Source organism: Novosphingobium ginsenosidimutans, from assembly GCF_007954425.1.
Classification (GTDB): Bacteria; Pseudomonadota; Alphaproteobacteria; order Sphingomonadales; family Sphingomonadaceae; genus Novosphingobium; species Novosphingobium ginsenosidimutans.
This window is the reverse complement of record NZ_CP042345.1, coordinates 2042192-2060664: the sequence shown is the minus strand read 5'-3', so window position 1 is coordinate 2060664 and position 18473 is coordinate 2042192. Positions and strand designations below refer to the sequence as shown.

Genomic DNA, 18473 nt, shown 5'->3' with positions numbered 1-18473 from the left:
GGAGCAAGCCCGGACAAGGGCGGTCCTCTCAATTATCTCTGTCCAGCGGTGGACATATGCCCGCAATTATCGACAAGGGCAATCTCCTGCGGCTATCGCACCACAAACTTCAGGAGCTTGCCGCATGACCTCTGTCCCCCAGTTCGATCTGACCGGCCGCGTAGCGCTGGTGACCGGCGCGTCCTCGGGCTTTGGCGCACATTTCTCGCGCCTGCTGGCAGCTGCTGGCGCGGCCGTAGTGATGGGCGCGCGCCGGGCAGACCGGCTGGCCGCGCTGGAGGCCGAGATCAAGGCTGCGGGCGGCAAGGCCCTCGCCGTATCGCTCGACGTCGCCGACGAAGCCGCCACTATCGCCGCCTATGACGCTGCCGAAGCGGCCTTTGGCACGGTCGATACGATCGTCGCCAATGCGGGCGTCGCGGATGACCAGATCGCGCTGAAGGTCGACATGGATTCGTTCGATAATGTGGTCGCCACCAACCTGCGCGGCCCCTTCCTGACCGTGCGCGAAGGGGCCAAGCGGCTGATCGCGGCGGGCAGCGCCGAAAAGGAACACGGCCGGGTAGTGATCATCGGCTCGATCACTTCCAAGAAGGCTTTCCCCGGCTCTACCCCCTATTCGGCGACCAAGGCCGGGGTGACCCAGATGGGCAAGCTGATGGCGCGCGAATGGGCGCGCAAGGGGATCAACGTCAACGTGATCGAGCCCGGCTATTTCCCGACCGAGATCACCGGCGATCTGATGGAGAGCGATATGGGCGGACTGCTGCTCAACACTTTCGTCCGCCGCCGCTGGTGCGAGATTCCGGCGCTGGACGTGCCGCTGCTCTACCTCTGCTCGGACCACTCGCGCTACGTCACCGGCAGCACGTTCACGGTCGACGACGGGCAGCTGCTCTAGATTTTCGCCAGCGCTTCAAAGACCGGCTGGGCCCATTCCTGCCGGCAGATCAGCAGATCGGGCAGGTAGGGGTTGGCCTGGTTATAGACCAACGGACTGCCATCCAGCCGCGAGACGTGGAGACCATGCGCCTGGGCCACGGCGGCTGGCGCGCAATTGTCCCACTCGTACTGGCCGCCGTTGTGGAGATAGATTTCGGCCTGGCCCAACACCACGGCCATGGCCTTGGCCCCGGCGCTGCCCATTGGCACCAGTTCCGCCCCCAGCAGTTCGGCAACGGCCAGCGCCTCGCGTGGCGGGCGGGTGCGGCTGACCAACATCCGCGGCGGGTCCTGCAGCGGTGGCAGCGGCAGCGGCGCGCCGCTCGACAGGGTCACCCCCTGCCCCGGCAGCGCCACTGCGCCGACCGTCGCCACGCCATCGACCGCCAGCGCGACATGGACCGCCCAGTCAGTGCGGTTCTCGCCATATTCGCGGGTGCCGTCGAGCGGATCGACGATCCAGACGCGCGACCTGGCAAGTCGCTCCGGATTGTCCTTTTCCTCTTCGGACAGCAGTCCATCATCCGGCCGCTCGCGCCGCAGCGCCTCGACCAGCAGCGCATTGGCCAGCCGGTCGCCTTCGGCCCCGATCTTGAAGCCCAGTTCAGCCCGGTCCAGCCCCATCAGCAATTCACCGGCCTGCGTGGCAAGCGCGGTTGCGAGTTCGGCGTCGGTCATTTGAGCGGCAGGATCGCGCGGATGATCGCATCCGCGGCTTCATCAACTGTCATCTCGACCGTGTTCACGCGGATCTCCGGATGCTCAGGCGGCTCATAGGGGCTGTCGACCCCGGTGAAGTTCTTGAGCGCGCCGCTGCGGGCCTTCTTGTAGAGCCCCTTCACGTCGCGGGCCTCCGCCACTTCGAGCGGCGTGTCGACGAAGATCTCGATGAACTCACCCTCAGGCAGCATGGCGCGGACCATGTCGCGTTCGGCGCGGAACGGGCTGATGAAGGCAGTCAGCACGATCAGTCCAGCATCGGCCATCAGCTTGGCCACTTCGCCGACGCGGCGGATGTTCTCGATCCGGTCCGCCTCGGTAAAGCCCAGGTCCTTGTTGAGGCCATGACGAACATTGTCGCCATCAAGCAGGAAGGTGTGGCGGTTCATCAGGTTCAAGCGCTTCTCGACCGCATTGGCGATCGTGCTCTTGCCCGATCCCGACAGCCCGGTGAACCACAGCACGCGCGGCTTCTGGTTCTTCAGCGCGGCGTGATCCTCACGCGTAATGTCGGTCGGCTGCCAGTGAACATTCTGGGCGCGGCGCAAGCTGAAATTCAGCATGCCGGCCGCAACCGTGCGGTTGGTCAGCTTGTCGATCAGGATGAAGCCGCCCAGCGCCTTGGACTGGACATAGGCTTCGAACACGATCGGCTTGTCCGTCGCCAGTTCGGCCACGCCGATGCCGTTGAGTTCAAGCGTCTTGGCCGCAAGGTGCTCCAACGTATTGACGTTGATCGTATATTTTGGCTGCTGCACCGTCGTAGAGACAGTCTGCGTCCCAAGCTTGAGCCAATAGCCGCGGCCGGGGATTAAGGCCTGGTCATCCATCCAGACCAGCGTCGCCTCGAACTGGTCGGCCACTTCGGGCGGCGCATCGGCTGCCGCGATCACATCGCCGCGCGAACAGTCGATCTCGTCGGCGAAAGTTAAGGTAACGGATTCGCCAGCGACTGCCTGGTCTAGGTCCCCGCCAAGGGTCACGACCCGGCTGACCGTAGTCGTCCGGCCCGAGGGCAGCACCCGCACCGCATCGCCCGGCCGCACTGTGCCGCTGGCGATCTGGCCGGCAAAGCCCCGGAAATCGAGGTTGGGCCGATTGACCCACTGCACCGGCAGCCGCAGCGGCGCAGCCTGCTCAGCCGCACGGTCAAGTGACACGGTTTCGAGCTGATCGATCAGCACGGGTCCCTTGAACCAAGGCGTATTCGCCGACAGGGCCGTGATATTGTCGCCCTTGAATCCGGAGATCGGGATCGCCGCAAAATGATCGATGCCGATCGAAGCGGCGAAGCGCTGATAGTCAGCCACGATCTCGTCGAACCGGTCCTGGCTGTAATCGACCAGGTCCATCTTGTTCACTGCCAGCACGAAGTGGCGGATGCCCAGCAGCTTGCACAGGTACGAATGCCGCCGGGTCTGGACCAGCACGCCTTTGCGCGCATCGATCAGGATCACGGCAAGGTCGGCGGTGCTCGCGCCGGTGACCATGTTGCGGGTGTACTGTTCGTGCCCCGGACAGTCGGCGACGATGAACTTGCGCTTTTCGGTCGTGAAGAAGCGGTAGGCCACGTCGATCGTAATGCCCTGCTCACGCTCGGCGGCCAGGCCATCGACGAGGAGGGCAAAATCGATCTCCTGCCCTTGCGTGCCGACCCGCTTCGAATCCGCTTCAAGCGCGGAAAGCTGATCGTCGAAGATCATCTTGCTGTCGTAAAGCAGCCGTCCGATCAGCGTGGACTTACCGTCATCAACCGAGCCGCAGGTGATGAAGCGCAGCAGCTCCTTGTCGCGGTGGCTGGCGAGGTAGCCCTCGATATCCTCGGCAATTGCGGCTTCGGGGGTGTAGGCAGGACGGGTCATCAGAAGTACCCCTCCTGCTTCTTCTTCTCCATCGAGGCGTCACCGCCGTCCTTGTCGATCACCCGGCCCTGCCGTTCGGACGTGGTGGTCAGCAGCGTTTCGCGGATTACGTCGCTCAGGGTCGCCGCCTCGCTCTCCACCGCGCCGGTCAGCGGGAAGCAGCCAAGCGTGCGGAAGCGGATCGAGCGTTCGGTGGTGGGCAGCTTGCGGCCGAGCACCCGTTCAAGCCGCTCAAGGTCATCGGCCATGAACAGCTGCCCATCCCATTCATAGGTCGGGCGCGGCGCGGCGAAATAGAGCGGGACGATCTCTATCCCCTCCTGCTGGATGTATTGCCAGATATCGAGCTCAGTCCAGTTGGAGATCGGGAAGACCCGGATGCTCTCCCCCTTGTGCTTGCGCGCGTTGTAGAGGTTCCACAGCTCGGGCCGCTGGTTCTTAGGGTCCCAGGCATGGCTGGCCGTGCGGAACGAGAAGATCCGTTCCTTGGCCCGGCTCTTTTCCTCATCGCGCCGCGCGCCGCCAAAAGCCGCGTCGAAACCATAGTGGTCCAGCGCCTGCTTCAGCCCTTCGGTCTTCCACATGTCAGTATGAAGCGGACCGTGGTCGAACGGGTTGATCCCGCGCTCCCTGGCTTCCGGGTTCTGCCAGACATGCAGTTCCATGCCCGCTTCATCCGCCGCCTTCTGGCGCAGGCCGTACATGTCGCGGAACTTCCAGGTAGTGTCGACGTGCAGCAGCGGGAACGGCGGCGGCGCGGGATAGAAGGCCTTCTTCGCGAGATGCAGCATCACCGCGGAGTCCTTGCCGATCGAATAGAGCATTACCGGCCGCTCGGCCTCGGCCACCACTTCGCGCATGATGTGGATCGCCTCGGCCTCCAGCCGATCGAGGTGAGTCAGGGACTTGGTCATGCCGGCTCCCCTGTCAGAGCCCCTGGGCCCTAGCAACGAAGATCATCTTTGCCCCTGCCTATCGCCATTTGCCAGCCCGGTTGCATGGCGCTCCACAACCGGGCAGTCTTTCCGATCAAGGGAGAGAGAAGCCAGATGATGGATCCACTGTTCGATTTCACCGGCAAGGTCGTGCTCGTTACCGGGGGCAGCCGGGGCCTAGGCTACCACATGGTCAAGGCCTTTGCCCAGCGGGGCGCCGATGTGATCATTGCCAGCCGCAAGCTGGAGAACTGCGAAAAGGTGGCGGAGGAATGCCGCGCGCTGGGTCGCCGGGCCATGGCCTTTGCCATGCATGCGGGGCGCTGGGCCGATTGCGATGCCCTGGTCGAGGCAGTCTATGCCGAATTCGGGCGGATCGACATTCTGGTCAACAATGCCGGGATGTCACCCGCCTGCCCCAGCCACGAAATGTCCGAAAGCCTGTTCGATTCGGTGCTGAACCTCAACTTCAAGGGGCCGTTCCGGCTTGCCAGCCAGGTCGCGCACCGGATGAACCAGGGCGAAGGTGGCTGCATCATCAACATCAGCTCGATCGCTTCGCTCCAGCCCGCGCCGCAAGTGGTGCCTTATGGCGGCGCTAAGGCCGCGCTAAATCAGATGTCGGTATCACTGGCGCGCGAATATGCGCCCAAGGTGCGGGTCAACACGATCGCCCCCGGCCCCTTCCTGACCGACATCGCCGAAGCCTGGGCCGAGGAAAAGCGCGTGAAGCAGCCTGTCGCGATGGGCCGCCCGGGCTATCCGGAGGAAATCGTCACCGCCGCACTGATGCTGGCCAGCCCGCATAGTTCCTATACCACCGCCGCGCTGGTCCGCGTTGACGGGGGGCAATAGCGCATGAGCGAAGCCGCCCTGCCCAAGCACCACGCCGCCACCCAAAGCGAACGCAAGGTGATCCTCGCCTCGTCGCTCGGCACCGTGTTCGAATGGTATGATTTCTACCTCTATGGGCTGCTGGCGACGGTTATCTCCGCCCAGTTCTTCTCGGGCGTCAATGAAACGACCGGATTCATCTTCGCCTTGGCCGCCTTTGCCGCCGGCTTTGCCGTGCGGCCGTTCGGGGCGCTGGTGTTCGGGCGGATCGGCGATCTGGTGGGGCGCAAGAATACCTTCCTGGTGACCATGGGGCTGATGGGTCTGTCCACATTCGTGGTTGGCCTGCTTCCGTCCTATGCCGCGATCGGCGTGGCCGCTCCGGTGCTGCTGATCGTGATGCGACTGATCCAGGGGCTGGCGCTGGGTGGCGAATACGGCGGCGCGGCAACCTATGTGGCCGAACATGCCCCCAACGAGAAGCGCGGGCTCTATACCAGCTTCATCCAGACCACGGCCACGCTCGGCTTGTTCGCGGCGTTGCTGGTGGTGATCGGCACCCGGATGCTGGTGGGCGAAGAAGCGTTCAAGGACTGGGGCTGGCGGGTGCCGTTCCTGGTCTCGATCCTGCTGCTGGCCGTTTCGATGTGGATCCGGATGCAGCTGGCGGAAAGCCCGGTCTTCCAGAAGATGAAGGATGAAGGCACCACCTCCAAGGCTCCGCTGACCGAGGCTTTCGGGCAGTGGCGGAACGGGAGATGGGTGCTGATCGCGCTGCTGGGCGCCGTCGCTGGCCAGGCGGTGGTCTGGTACACCGGCCAGTTCTACGCGCTGTTCTTCCTTGAAAAGACGCTGAAGGTTGATGGTGCCACGGCCAATATCCTGATCGCTATCGCGCTGGCGATCGGCACGCCGTTCTTTATCTTCTTTGGCTGGCTGTCGGACCGGATTGGTCGCAAGCCCATTGTTCTGGTCGGCTGCGCACTGGCCGCGCTGACCTATTTTCCGGCGTTCCATGCGCTGTCCGAGGCCGCCAACCCGGCGCTGACAGAGGCCCAAGCGCGCGCACCGGTGACGGTTAGCGCCGTGCCGGAGACCTGCTCATTCCAGTTCGATCCCGTCGGCAAGCAGAAGTTCGACCAGACCGGGTGCGATATCGCCAAGTCGGCGCTGGCCAAGGCCGGCATTCCCTATTCCAGCGTCGAACTGGCGGACGCTGGAACCCAGGCCGTGGTCAAGATAGGCGCTGAGGAGCTGGTAATCCACCCCGGCGCCGAAGACATCGCCAAGATCGGCCCGGCGCTTGAACAGGCCGGCTATCCGGGCAAGGCTGATCCGGCGAGGATCGACAAGCCCAGGGTAGTCATGATCCTGACCTACCTCGTCTTGCTCGTGACTATGGTCTACGGCCCGATCGCAGCACTGCTGGTGGAGCTGTTCCCCAGCCGGATCCGCTATACCTCGATGAGCCTGCCCTATCACATCGGCAATGGCTGGTTCGGCGGCTTCCTGCCAACCACCGCCTTTGCCATGGTAGCGGCGACGGGCGATATCTACTACGGGCTATGGTACCCGATCGTGGTCGCCGCGGCGACTGTCGTGATCGGGCTGCTCTTCCTGCCGGAAACTTTCCGGCGCAATATCGACCAGTAAGCCGGCCTCGGCCGCAACCCGAGGACAACCCGCGAATGCGTCTGCGCCAGATCACTGATTCGATCGTCCAGAAGTTCAACGAGGCGCTGCGCTTCCTGTTTGTCGATCTGCTGAAGTCGAAGGCCTTCGTCGACTTTTACCTCCATGAATACCGGTCCTACGAGGATTACCGCGAGGTCCAAATTTATCACAATTACCGCAAGCTTGGCCGGGTCTGGGCCGATGCCGGGACGATGGACCTGCTCGCCGCGTCGCTTCGCGAACTGTTGGGTGCGGGCCCGATCACAGGCATCTGCCATGGCACGCGCAACGGATTCGAACAGAACCACCTCAATGACCAGCACGCCGGGTTCGCGGTTATCGGCACCGACATTTCCCCCAGCGCGCGGGACTTTCCCAACTCGGTCGAATGGGACTTTCACGATGTGAATCCCGAATGGCAGGGCCAGTTCGATTTCGTCTATTCGAACTCGCTCGACCAGTCGTGGCAGCCCAAGGTGGCGCTTGAGGCCTGGCTTGATCAGGTCCGACCCGGCGGGGTGGTCGTGATCGAATACAGCGAAGAGCAGAGCCCACTTGCCGCTGGCGAGATGGACCCGTTCGGAGTGCGCCCGGTTGCCGTGCCCTATGTCCTCGCTGACTGGTTCGGGCACAATGTCTCGGTCTCGTTCCGCCAGAGCTACAAGGCAAACATCAAGAAGCCAAACTGGCTATTCTTCATCCGCCGCAATACCGCCACGGTCGCTCCCGCCTGACGGAACCGCGCCTGCAGATCCAGGTTGGCTGCTCCTGCTTCAACCAGGAGAGCACACATGCCCGCATCCGCCATTTTCGATAGCCACGCCGAAGCCGAGCGCGCCGTCAGCGAACTGCGCCGCCTCGGCGTTGACGACGCCCGCCTTTCCGTAATTGCGCACCACGGCGGCACGACTACTACCACCAACGCTGATGGCGACGTCACCGACGAGGAACACCGCAATGTCCTGCGCGGCATCCTGGGCGGTGGCGCTCTGGGAGCGGGCCTGGGCGTTGCAGCCTTGGCTATTCCGGGGGTAGGCCCGCTGGCCGCCGCCGGCGCGATTGCCGCCTCAGCCGTGCCTGAAGCAATGGGCATCGGTGCGGCAATTGGCGCGATCGGCGGAACGCTTAACGAGACCCTGACCAAGCACGGGATCAGCGACGAGGACGCCCATTACTATAGCGGCCGGATGAAGGATGGCGCGGTTGTGGTCACCGTTGAGGACGAGCTGGCCGACCAGGCTCTGCAAGACTTGCTCTACAAGGCCGGCGGTCACAACGCCGCCAGCCCGCGCGACGGCATCGGCTAACCGTTCCGGCACGGGAAAACCCTTGTTGCTATGGGGGGCGGCGTATAGTCTCCCCCCATGACATCAGGCCAGGCAACCGGGGCGGGGGGCAAACCGAGCACCGTTTTCGTCAGCTACTCGCGTGCCGACCAAAAACGCGCGCTACCGGTTATCGAGTTGCTGGAGCAAGCCGGGTTTGCCGTCTGGTGGGATGGCCTGATCGGAGGTGGAGAGCGGTTCTCCCGCACCACCGCAACGGCGCTTGAAACGGCCCGGGCCGTGGTGGTGCTTTGGTCCCAGACATCAGCAGAATCGCACTGGGTTCACGATGAGGCGACCAGCGGCCGCGACCGGGGTGTGCTGGTGCCGCTCTCGCTTGATGGAACCGAGCCGCCCCTTGGTTTTCGCCAGTTCCAATTCATCGACATTTCCAAGGGCCGACTGCGGGCCGAAAGCGAGCGGATCATCCGGGCGGTCGCCGCACTCCACGATGCGCCTCCACCGACGCCAGAGGCCAAACCGCGACAGGTCGACCGCCGCATGGTGCTGGTTGGCGGCGGCGGACTGGTACTGGCCGGAGCGGGGGCTGCCTGGTGGAGCGGACTGATCGGGGGCTCCAGCGCGGAAGCGAACAGCGTCGCGGTGCTACCCTTTACCAATATGAGTGGCGATCCTGAACAGACCTATTTTTCCGATGGTCTGGCCGCTGAAGTGCGCGCCGAGTTGGCCCGCAATTCCCTGCTGCAAGTGGCCGCGCAAGCCTCGTCCAACCAGTTCCGTGAGCGGACCGAAGACGCCAAGACGATGTCGCGGAAGCTGGGCGTCACCTATCTGCTCGACGGCAATGTCCGAAAGTCTGCGGATTCGGTCCGCATCGCCGCCGAACTGATCGATGGCCGCACCGGCTTCAGCCAATGGAGCCAGAGCTTTGAGCGGCCGTTGACCAATGTCTTCGCCGTCCAGGACGAGATTGCCGAAACCGTCGCCGCCGCGCTGACTGCGCGGGTGGCCAATCCGGGCAGGCGCAGGTCGGCCGAACTAGGCGGGACTACCGATGTGGCCGCCTATGATTCCTTCCTGCGCGGCAAGGACCTGTTCGATCAGGCAGCCAACGAAGCCACTGATCGTGCCGCACTGGGACAGTTCGAAGCTGCAATTGCCCGCGATGCGAAGTATGGCGCGGCCCACGCCTACCGGGCGCTGGCATTGGCGGTAATCGCCAACCAGTATGTCCCGGCCGCACAGCGCCCGGCGCTGTTCAAGGAAGCCACCACGGCGGCGCGGCGTGCGACCGAGCTGGCTCCGAAGCTGGCCCTGGCTTTTTCCGCGCTGGGTTTCGTGCTGCACAGCGGCTTGCTGGACTGGAAGGCTGCACGTGCACCCTATGACCAGTCCTATGCGCTGGGCGCCGGCGATGCCGACGTGCTGACCCGATTTGCACTGTTCTGTGCCCGTACTGGCCGCTTTGACGAAGCCGCCAGCGCGATGGATCGGGCCATAATGCTCGACCGGCTCAATCCCCGCACGTACCGTCAACAGGGCCAGGTCGCTTATGCCGCGCGGCGCTATGCTGATGCGCTTGCCCCGCTCGACCGGGCGCTGGAACTGAACCCTAGGATGGGCACGGCCAATTCGGTCAAGGGTTCCTGCCTGCTGTTCCTGAACCGACTGGACGAAGCCCGGGCTGCATTTGAACGCGAACCATCGCTTGTGGTCGGCCTGCCCGGCCAGGCCGTGGTTGCCCTGCGGCAAGGCCGCCAGGCCGATGCGGAGCGGCTGTATAGCCGCCTGGTCAGCGATTTGGGCGATATTGCGCTTTACCAGCAGGCTCAGGTCCTGGCCCAGTGGAACAAACCCGCCGAGGCGCTTGCCACGCTGGAGCGAGCGCGGGCCCAGAACGATGCCGGCCTGATCTTCATCCGCAACGATCCATTCCTGGATCCGCTGCGCCAGATGCCCGAATTTTTGCGATTGCTTAAGACGCTAGGCTATGCGTAGTTTTGCGCACTGCAACCGAGGGGACATTACAATGCGCAAACTCACCATCGCTGCGGCTGTGGCTCTGCTGGGCCTGACTGCCTGCCAGAAGGCCGAAGCGCCCCCAGCCGAACCGGCCACCGAAGCCGCGTCTACTGAAGCAGCCGCCACCGAAGCAGCCACGGGCACAGTTGCTGACGATGCAGCGGCAACGGCGACCGACGAGGCCAAGGCTGGCGATGGCGCTGATCGGGCGAATACTGATCGGGCCAACACTGATCGTGCAAATACCGACCGTGCGAACACCGATCGGGCCAATACCGATCGCAGCACGACCGAACGCTGAACCTTATTTGACGCGCGCCACCTTGCCGGGTGGCGCGTTTTTCTTTGCGCGCTCGATCCATTTCTGGATCGCCGGTTCAGTAACATTGGCGTAAAGGCCCGGGCGGCCTTTGATGCCGCAGCCGACGCCCCACGATACCAAACCGACCAAAACGCGTTCGCGCCCCTGCATTCGCGTCATCGGGCCGCCGCTGTCGCCAGAGCAACTGTCCTTGCTTTCGTTGGCCCCGGCCCCGGCGCAGATCACGCCGCTGCCCAGCCCACCGCGTGACGCGGCACCGGCCACCTTCTCGCGGCAATCGGCCTGCGGTTTCACCTGCAGCCCAACCTCCAACAGCTCGGGCGAAGCGCGCAGGGGCCGTTTGGCGAGGTCCCGGACGTCGCCATCCTCATGCGCCCCGGTAATGCCCCAGCCGGTCACCGTGACCTTGTCCTGCAAGGCCAGCGGGCGATCGCCAGCCTTGGAGCCAAGCAACCGGATCGGCTGGGCGCGGGCGGCAATCGCAGCATTGGTTCGGCCGGGGATCTGTTCGATCTTGACCAGCGCCACGTCGTTCTTCTTGCTGCCTTTGCGGCTATAGCTGCCGAACACGGCCACCCGCTCGATCCGCATCGGAGTGGTAAAACGCAGGTCCTGGCCGCCAAGGTTTACGGCGCGTTCATTGAGGGCGCGCAAGCCGTCGTTCTTGTCAACAAAGCAATGCGCTGCAGTGAGCACCCAGCCCGGCTCGATCAACGCGCCGCCACACAGGTGCTGGGTTTCCCAAAGCTGTCGCTTGATTCCCAGCGCGCGGTCCTCTTCCAGCTCGGTCGGGGTGATCGCATTCGTGGTCACGATCTCGACCTGCCAGGGCACGGTGCCAGGCAGTGCGGGAGTCCCGCCAACGATCCGGCCGCCATCATCGGCTTCGGCTGTGGCTTCGGTTGCTTCCGGCTGATCAGGCGGAGGAGATGGAGGAGCCTCTTGGGCAATGGCCGATCCGGCCAGACCAAGCGCGAGCGCGGGTAGGATATATCTCATTTGACCTCCGCCAGAGTGAGAGTTGCCGCCCAGGCGCTGACCCAGACCAGGGCAGGATCGCGCGCGCGCGCGGCATCCGCGCAGGCCTGACGGCTCAACCGGGTCAGACAGACCTCCCGGTCCACCGTCGCCAGGCCGGTCTGTTCAAGCGCCTGCGCCGGAATGCGGGCATTGGTGGAAAGGGTGACGAAACGGTACGAACCCGGCGCATCAGGGCTGATGTTCTGTCCTTCCGGCACGACCAGGATGTTCCCTGCTCCAATCGGATCGTCGAGCGCGCCATTTGGCGGCAGCAGGAGCGTGATGCCAAATTCGGGATCAATCCCAAGGACATAGAGATAGCGCTGTTCGGCAGCGCTGTTCTTCCCAACAATCAGTGCTGGTTGATTCAGGGCCAGCTGACGCACACCATTGGGTGCCTTAGGGCACACCTCAGGCTGATAGTCCGGGTGCATGTTCTGTATGCAGAGTTCCGCTTGCCCAGACTGCGGCCGGCCGGCCAGCGCGGTCAGGGCATTTACCCGGGCTACCTTGCCGAGCGCGCGGTCAAGCAGAAAGGCGAAGGCCGGATCGCTTGGGGTCGGTAACCGGGCCAGCACCGTACCGCGCGGCGAGAGCAGCTGGGTCACTTCCGGTCCGGGGACGACCACGATCTGCGGCCGCGGCGCAATCCGGGCATGGGCGATCCCGGCAAGCGCCGCGTCGAGCGCCGGATCGCTGCCTCGGACGGCAATCGGCACAGTGGTTTCGAAACGGTGCACCAGCTCGCGGGCCACCAAGCGCCCGGGCAGGTCGACCGGATTGTCGAGTTGCAACTGGGTGCGACCCGGTTCGACCACAGTGGCCATGCCGGTAGCCAGTGGCTGGGTCGTCCCCGGCAGCGCCGCGCTGACGCTGGGATAGAGCACAAAGGTCGAGCCCGCCGTAATGCCGGTCAGGCTGCCGCCGATGATGTTCACGCCATCGCGCCCGCGCACAGCATCGAAGATCGGCACGCGGACTTCGTCGCCGCCTAGCGTCGCCCGCAGCGCGCCTTCGGCATGCGGCGTCTGACGGGTCTGCCCTGCCGCGAGCATGCCTTCGCGCGCCGCCACCGCCAGATCGGCGAAGCTCGATCCGGGCTGCGATACCAGCGCCTTGGCCAATGCTGCAGTAAAGACCCCACCGCGCTTGCCGACACCACCGGTCTCGAAGGCCTCCTGCCCGTCTTCGGCGGCGGCGAGGTGGACCCGGTATGCACCAAGGTTGCCGGTCGAGGCGGGCGGCGCGCTCGGTTCCACCCGCGCAACCAACAATGGCGGGGCAGTGCGCGCCTCTGCATCAAGGTTGCGGGTCGCTGTTCCGGAATTGCAGGAATCGAAAATCGTCACCACCCGCACCCCGGCCGCAGTCGCGCGATCGATGATCGGGCGGATCTCGCGATCAAGGATGTCGGCGGGGGCCAGTGCTCCGGGTTCGCGAGCATCGGTAGCCATGATGGTGGAATTGAATCCGCTGGCCTGCTCGGAGCCGGTAGCCTCGATAAAGCGGGAGCCGTGTCCGGCGTAATACAAGATCACGGTATCGCCCGGGCGCGAGGCATCGATTTGGCGGTTCCAAGCCTGCAGGATCGCGGCCTTGGTCGCGCAATAGTCGGTTAGTGTGATCGAAACCTGGTTGGCGGATTCGCATTGCCCCGGCAGCTCGCGATCCAGATCGAGTGCGTAGGCGCGGCGGAGTGCATCCTTGATCGTGCCGACATCGCGCACAGCACCGCTCAGATCGCGGAAGTTGGCTTCCGGCGTTTCGGGGTTGGCGCGCGAGAACCGGTATTTGTCGATCCCGACGAAAACCGCCCGTATCTCGGCGTTAGCCGGTGCGGCTACTGCTGCAAGCAGCGCTGCAAGGATAAGTCGCTTCATGGCGTTCCCCGCAGGATGACCGGACTGACCGAATTGGTGAAGTCGAACAGCGCGGGCTCTTGCACGGCCGATTTCGCCGCCGCTGCCGTCGGGCGCTGGGTGATGGTAAAGCCGCGCGCGACACCCGCGCCTTTGGCCAGCCGGGGTAGCTCCTGCACGGCATAGCGGAGCCATTCATCCAGTGTGATCCGGCGATCGCTGTTGAGATCGGCCGGCCCGCCTTGCGGCGTCAGCCCCTTGCCAAGCGCCGCAGTCAGCAATCCCTGTCCGAGCTGCGCGTTCTCTAGCGCAACGTCCTTAGCCTGCGTTGCCGCCAGGATGCGGATTCCCTTGTCAAAGGCGAGCTGCCCCAGGCCGGAGTCTCCCATTGGCCCAGGCTTGAACGTGCCGGAGTCGACGCTGGCGCCAGAGTGGCAGGCGTCGATGATGAAGGCGATTTCGCCCGCCTTGATCGCCCGCAACCACATAGTCAGCGTAGCGGCCGAGACCAGGCTGGATTTATCGGGCGTTCCTTCGCCATCTGCCCATTTCCCGTCCGACGGCACGAGGTAGAAATTACCCCTGGGATCGGCCCAGCCGTGACCCGAGAAGGACACGATCACGATGTCATCAGGTGTCGCATTGTCGAGCGCTGATGCATCAATTCCAGCCTGCGCAAGCTCCTGAATCGCCGGCCCGGGCTCCATCCCGGCCAGTATCCCAAGCGCGGAATTGATGATCTCGCGTGTCACCTGCTGGCGCGAGCCATCTGGGCGCTTTGCCCCGGCCAACATGGCATGGCGCATCTCGTACCCTGCGATTGCGGCCAGCCGATCGGCAATCAAGCGTGCATCGGCGACCGCATAGTTCAGCTCCAGCCGCGGCTCGTCATAAGCATCGACGCCGATAGTCAGCACGAAGGCGCGCGGTTTGCGCTTGGGAATCGGCGGACGGATATAAGTAAATGTGGCCGTATCGCCCTTCACGCGGTCCTCGTTGAAGGCATATGCCGAAAACGTCAGCCGGTCCGCGCCGCCGGTGGGGATCGGTTCAACGAAGATGTAGCGATAGACACCGTCGTCGCCCTGCCTGGGAATACGATTCAGCTCGCGCCATTGCTCCAGCGTTTCGGTTTCGGTGAAGGGCTCGTCAGGAGTATGCGAGGCGAACCGGTTGTTCAGGAACAGCCGGGGATTGTAGATCCCCGACCGCTTCCCATTGGCGGTGCCTTCGCGAAGCTCGAACCGCACCTCCACCGTCCCGGGCTTTTCCCCGGGCTGGACCCCGGTGATCCGGGTCACGGGCAGAGCCCGATTCAGCGAAGCGATCGACGGAATTGGCTTCAGCACCTGATCGCAGTTACGTGCCGTGGTACAATCAGTCAGCCTCTGCGTCAGCCGCGGTTCGAAATAGTCCCGCATGAAGGTTTGGGCGGGGAGCGACTGAAATGGCGCATCGGACACGATCCAGCGGAACTGGTCGGCATCTGGCCCAAGGTTGGTGTCGTATCGCCCGTCAGCGGTAACGGCGACAAACTTCGAGCCGCTGAACAGGTAGGTGGTAAGGAGCGGCGACCAGTCGCGCGTGTCCCACAGCTTGAGCGACCCCAAGCCCGAGGCTGCCCAGAAGATCGGTCGGTTGGGCAGGAAGCCGCCCGACATGGCATAGCTTAGTTCGAGCGGCGGCAGCGCCTGGTTGCCGGCCAGATCGACCCGGCCAACCCCGTCCTGCAGTGGACCGGCGAGCAGCAGGTTGCGGCCATCGCTGGCAAAGAAGCTGGGCATCAGGGCCGCCCCGGCCAGCTGGCGGAGACTGTCCTTGGCCAGATCCCATTCGGTCACAACACCATTGCTGCCGATGAACAGTTTCTGCCCATCGTTGGTGAAGCTGAGCTGGGTAACAATCGTGCCGCGATCAACGGCGCGGCCAATGTCCAGGTTTCCGTCGCCCGTATCGACCGCATAGATCGTGCCAGAAGTATCGGCATGCGCCACAGCAAAGGCCACTCGCCCGCTTGGTTGATGGGCCGTTATAACGGTGATCGTGTCGTCAGCTTTGAGCCCAAGGTCCGGGATTGCTTCCCATTTATTTGCCACAGGATCGAACACGGATAGCGCCCGGTCCCGGCTTAGCGGCGCTCGGCAATTGCCGATCCCCGCCCCGACAAACACGCCCTGTCCAAGACTCACCGGGAAACACCGCGCCTCGATGGTCTTGGTCAGTTGCCCGGTGGTGCCATCAACGATCGCAAGTGGCGGCAGCGGGGTTTTGGCATCCTCGTCGTCACTCTCCGTAAGATAGGCTTCGTTCCCGTGCGCCAGAAACTCGCGCTCGTTCAGCCATACGACCGATTGGTAATCGCCCTCAAGCGTGACGGGTGCGCCATACCGCGCGGTCAGGGTATCGAAGATCTCAATGGTGGTGTTGACCTGGTCTTCGGCCGTGCGGATGAAGGCGATGCGGCGGCCGTCGGGTGCAAGGGCAGCAGATGCCACGTCGGCTGGCATGGCGGTGGATGCAAAGGGCAGCCCCTGCCCTTGTTCAACAAATTCAAAGCCCTTGTCGGTCCGTCGCAAAGTGTAGCGTCCACTTGGCGAAACCGGCAGCTGCGGTAACAGGGCTGTTGCCTGTTCGATCGACATCTCGGGCGACGCCTCTTGCGAAGCCAGCACGCCGATTGCCATGAACCAGCTTTGCACATCCTCCAGCTTCGCGCCGGCCGGTGCCGCTACCCGCTCGGTCGTGATGGCTCGGGTCGCCAAGTCGATCCGGTAAACCCGGCCAGCTACACGGCTTTCCGCTTCCGTATCGGCCACCAGGCCGCCGATCACGGCCGTTCGGCCATCGGCAGAAACAGTCATGGTGGTTAGCCGCATCATGTCGGCGCCTATGGCGTTGACAGTTCCGGGCAGGCGCAACCGGTCAATAATCAGCCGCCGGCTGACGTCCCAGATCATGAACTCGCGCGTTACACCCGATGCGGTCAGGAGATAGCGCTCGTCGGGTGTCCAGGCAGCCACGTCGATCGACCCCGGCAAGGTCTGGATCACGATCTTGGGCTGGACAGTTGCCTGGCCTGACGCGGGTGCCGCTACAAGCACGCCAAGCAACAAAGCCAGATGCGTGATCGTGGATCGCCAGTAAGCCATGCCGCCACCTCCCCAAGATCAGAGGCTTGCAGGACTCATAGGCCGAGTCAATCTAATGCCACGCGGGGGGCCAGGTGGCCTAGGCGGCAACTAGCTCTCCCCGCCGCACCAGCCGCCCTGGCAGTGCACCGGTATGTTGCCCGTTGCGGTATGTCACCTGACCCGAAACGACCGTAGCGACGATCCCGTCGGCCTTCTGGTGCATTCGCTTGCCGCCGGCCGGTAGGTCATACTCGATAGTCGGCACGTGCAGCTTCAGGCCATCCAGGTCGATGACGTTGAGATCGGCCTTGAGACCTGGTGCGATCCGTCCGCGGTCGGTGAGGCCGATGAGGCTTGCCGCGCGGCTGGTCAGCTCCGCGATCGCCTCTGGCAGGTCGATCCGCTCGTCCGGCGCGGCATCGCGGGCCCAGCGCTGGAGGTAGAAGGTGGGGAAGCTGGCATCGCAGATCAGCCCATAATGTGCGCCGCCATCAGCCAGAGCCATGACCGTGTGCGGGCTGCCCAGCATCTCGCGGACCGGCTTCAGGTTGCCACCGGTGTAGTTGGCGGCGGGGAGGTAAAACACGGTCCGCCCATCGTCCCCCAGCAGCGCCTCATAGGCATATTCGTCCAGCGAGAGCCCAGCTGCCTGGGCGCGAGCATCGACCCGGTCTTCGCGGCTCGGCTCATAATTCGGCTGGTCGTCCCATTGGTAAGTACCGCGGAAGGTGCCAATCAGCATCAATGTGGTGGGGTTGGTATCCTCCGGGCTTTCGGCCAGCAGCTTCGCCTTGAACGCAGGATCGCGCATGATGGCCACCCGCTCGGCCAGCGGCAGGTGCGCGATCGCCTTGTAGCTGGGGTGGCTGCTGAAGTGGTGCAGCGACAGGTCCAGCCCGAAGAACATGCCCACCGGCCTCGGCGCGACCTGACCGCGCATCTTGAGGCCGTCGGCCGCGGCCTGCTCCAGTCCAGCCAGGTGATAGCGCCAGCCCTCGCCCGGCTGATTGGGCACATCAAGCAAGGTGAAAGATACCGGGCGGCCCGAGGTTTCGGCAACTTGCCGCAGGATCGGAAACTCGACCTCAGCTGGCTCGGCCGGGGCCGGAATGATCTGGAACACCCCGCCATCGGCATCGTTGAGACCGGCGGCCAGCGCGCAGAGTTCGTCAACGTCGGAATAGAGGCTGGGCGCGAGGTCCCCGGCGCGGGTACGGTGCATGACGTTGCGCGAAGTGGTTACGCCAAAGCCGCCTGCCGCGATGCCCTCGGCCACCAACCGACGCATTTCCGCCAAGTCCTTAGCCGTTGGCGCTTCCTTGCGCGCCGCGCGCTCCCCCATCACATAGACCCGGAGCGCCGAATGCGGGATCTGCGCAGCAATATCGATGTCAAGCTGCCGCTCTTCCAGCGCGTTGAGGTATTCGGGAAAGGTCTCCCAGTTCCACGGCAGGCCTTCAACCATCACCACTTCGGGTATGTCCTCGATCCCCTCCATCAGCTTTACCAGCGTGTCGCGTTGATCCGGGCGGCATGGGGCGAAACCGACCCCGCAATTGCCCATGACGGCCGTAGTCACACCGTGGCCGGACGAAGGCGAAAGGCGGTTCTCCCAGGTCACCTGGCCATCGAAATGAGTATGGACGTCAACAAAGCCAGGGGTGACGATCTTGCCTGCCGCGTCGATTACTTCGGCGGCATCGCCCTCTACCCGGCCGACGGCGACGATCCGGCCGTCCTTCACTGCGACGTCGCCAACTATGGGCGCCGCGCCGGTTCCGTCGTGGATCGTCCCACCGCGAATGATCAAGTCATAGTGCGCCACTGCCGCATCCTCTCGTTTACTGGCGGACTCGCGTGCGGTCC

The 18473-nt window shown here is 64.1% G+C and carries 14 protein-coding genes; 7 read left to right on the top strand and 7 right to left on the bottom strand.

Features of this window, described 5'->3' with window-relative positions; translation table 11 throughout:
- Positions 1-124: 124 nt before the first annotated feature.
- Positions 125-901 carry an SDR family NAD(P)-dependent oxidoreductase gene (locus tag FRF71_RS10240; RefSeq protein WP_147090560.1) on the top strand — a complete coding sequence of 259 codons (777 nt, stop codon included), beginning with the start codon at positions 125-127 and terminating at the stop codon, positions 899-901.
- On the opposite strand, the gene FRF71_RS10235 is transcribed toward FRF71_RS10240, so the two are convergent.
- Genes FRF71_RS10235 through cysD form a run of 3 tightly spaced genes read right to left on the bottom strand, consistent with a single transcriptional unit; the run spans position 898 to position 4438 of the window.
- Positions 898-1620, bottom strand: a complete 723-nt coding sequence (locus FRF71_RS10235; RefSeq protein WP_147090559.1) for a 3'(2'),5'-bisphosphate nucleotidase CysQ — start codon at positions 1618-1620, stop codon at positions 898-900. The genes FRF71_RS10240 and FRF71_RS10235 overlap by 4 nt on opposite strands.
- Positions 1617-3524: a sulfate adenylyltransferase subunit CysN gene (cysN, locus tag FRF71_RS10230; protein ID WP_147090558.1), complete on the bottom strand. Its 1908-nt coding sequence runs from the start codon at positions 3522-3524 to the stop codon at positions 1617-1619. The genes FRF71_RS10235 and cysN overlap by 4 nt, the downstream gene beginning before the upstream one ends.
- A complete protein-coding gene (cysD, locus tag FRF71_RS10225; RefSeq protein ID WP_147090557.1) occupies positions 3524-4438 on the bottom strand; it encodes a sulfate adenylyltransferase subunit CysD in 915 nt (304 codons plus the stop codon). The genes cysN and cysD overlap by 1 nt, the downstream gene beginning before the upstream one ends.
- 84 nt (positions 4439-4522) lie before the next feature.
- Between cysD and FRF71_RS10220 the strand changes: the two genes are divergently transcribed.
- Genes FRF71_RS10220 through FRF71_RS10195 form a run of 6 tightly spaced genes read left to right on the top strand, consistent with a single transcriptional unit; the run spans position 4523 to position 10576 of the window.
- Positions 4523-5314: an SDR family NAD(P)-dependent oxidoreductase gene (locus tag FRF71_RS10220; RefSeq protein ID WP_238339178.1), complete on the top strand. Its 792-nt coding sequence runs from the start codon at positions 4523-4525 to the stop codon at positions 5312-5314.
- 3 nt (positions 5315-5317) lie between these two features.
- Complete coding sequence (locus tag FRF71_RS10215) at positions 5318-6946, top strand: MFS transporter (RefSeq protein ID WP_147090556.1); 1629 nt, start codon at positions 5318-5320, stop codon at positions 6944-6946.
- Positions 6947-6981: 35 nt separating this feature from the next.
- The gene (locus FRF71_RS10210; RefSeq protein WP_147090555.1) at positions 6982-7701 is read left to right on the top strand and encodes a class I SAM-dependent methyltransferase; all 720 of its coding nucleotides are present in this window, start codon (positions 6982-6984) and stop codon (positions 7699-7701) included.
- Between the two features lie 57 nt (positions 7702-7758).
- The gene (locus tag FRF71_RS10205; protein WP_147090554.1) at positions 7759-8274 is read left to right on the top strand and encodes a hypothetical protein; all 516 of its coding nucleotides are present in this window, start codon (positions 7759-7761) and stop codon (positions 8272-8274) included.
- A gap of 57 nt (positions 8275-8331) precedes the next feature.
- The gene (locus tag FRF71_RS10200; protein WP_147090553.1) at positions 8332-10251 is read left to right on the top strand and encodes a TIR domain-containing protein; all 1920 of its coding nucleotides are present in this window, start codon (positions 8332-8334) and stop codon (positions 10249-10251) included.
- 31 nt (positions 10252-10282) lie between these two features.
- Positions 10283-10576, top strand: a complete 294-nt coding sequence (locus tag FRF71_RS10195) for a hypothetical protein (protein WP_147090552.1) — start codon at positions 10283-10285, stop codon at positions 10574-10576.
- A 3-nt stretch (positions 10577-10579) separates the two neighbouring features.
- Here FRF71_RS10195 and FRF71_RS10190 read toward each other — a convergent pair whose 3' ends face one another.
- The 4 genes from FRF71_RS10190 to FRF71_RS10175 all read right to left on the bottom strand — a co-directional run bounded on the left by FRF71_RS10190 (position 10580) and on the right by FRF71_RS10175 (position 18432).
- Positions 10580-11596 (bottom strand): S1 family serine peptidase, encoded by a 1017-nt coding sequence (locus FRF71_RS10190; protein WP_147090551.1) that lies wholly within the window; start codon positions 11594-11596, stop codon positions 10580-10582.
- Positions 11593-13497, bottom strand: a complete 1905-nt coding sequence (locus FRF71_RS10185) for a caspase family protein (protein WP_161597943.1) — start codon at positions 13495-13497, stop codon at positions 11593-11595. Before FRF71_RS10185 ends, FRF71_RS10190 begins: the two co-directional genes overlap by 4 nt.
- Positions 13494-16625 carry a caspase family protein gene (locus FRF71_RS10180; RefSeq protein WP_147090549.1) on the bottom strand — a complete coding sequence of 1044 codons (3132 nt, stop codon included), beginning with the start codon at positions 16623-16625 and terminating at the stop codon, positions 13494-13496. Before FRF71_RS10180 ends, FRF71_RS10185 begins: the two co-directional genes overlap by 4 nt.
- Before the next feature lie 79 nt (positions 16626-16704).
- Positions 16705-18432, bottom strand: a complete 1728-nt coding sequence (locus FRF71_RS10175; protein ID WP_147090548.1) for an N-acyl-D-amino-acid deacylase family protein — start codon at positions 18430-18432, stop codon at positions 16705-16707.
- Between the last annotated feature and the right edge of the window lie 41 nt (positions 18433-18473).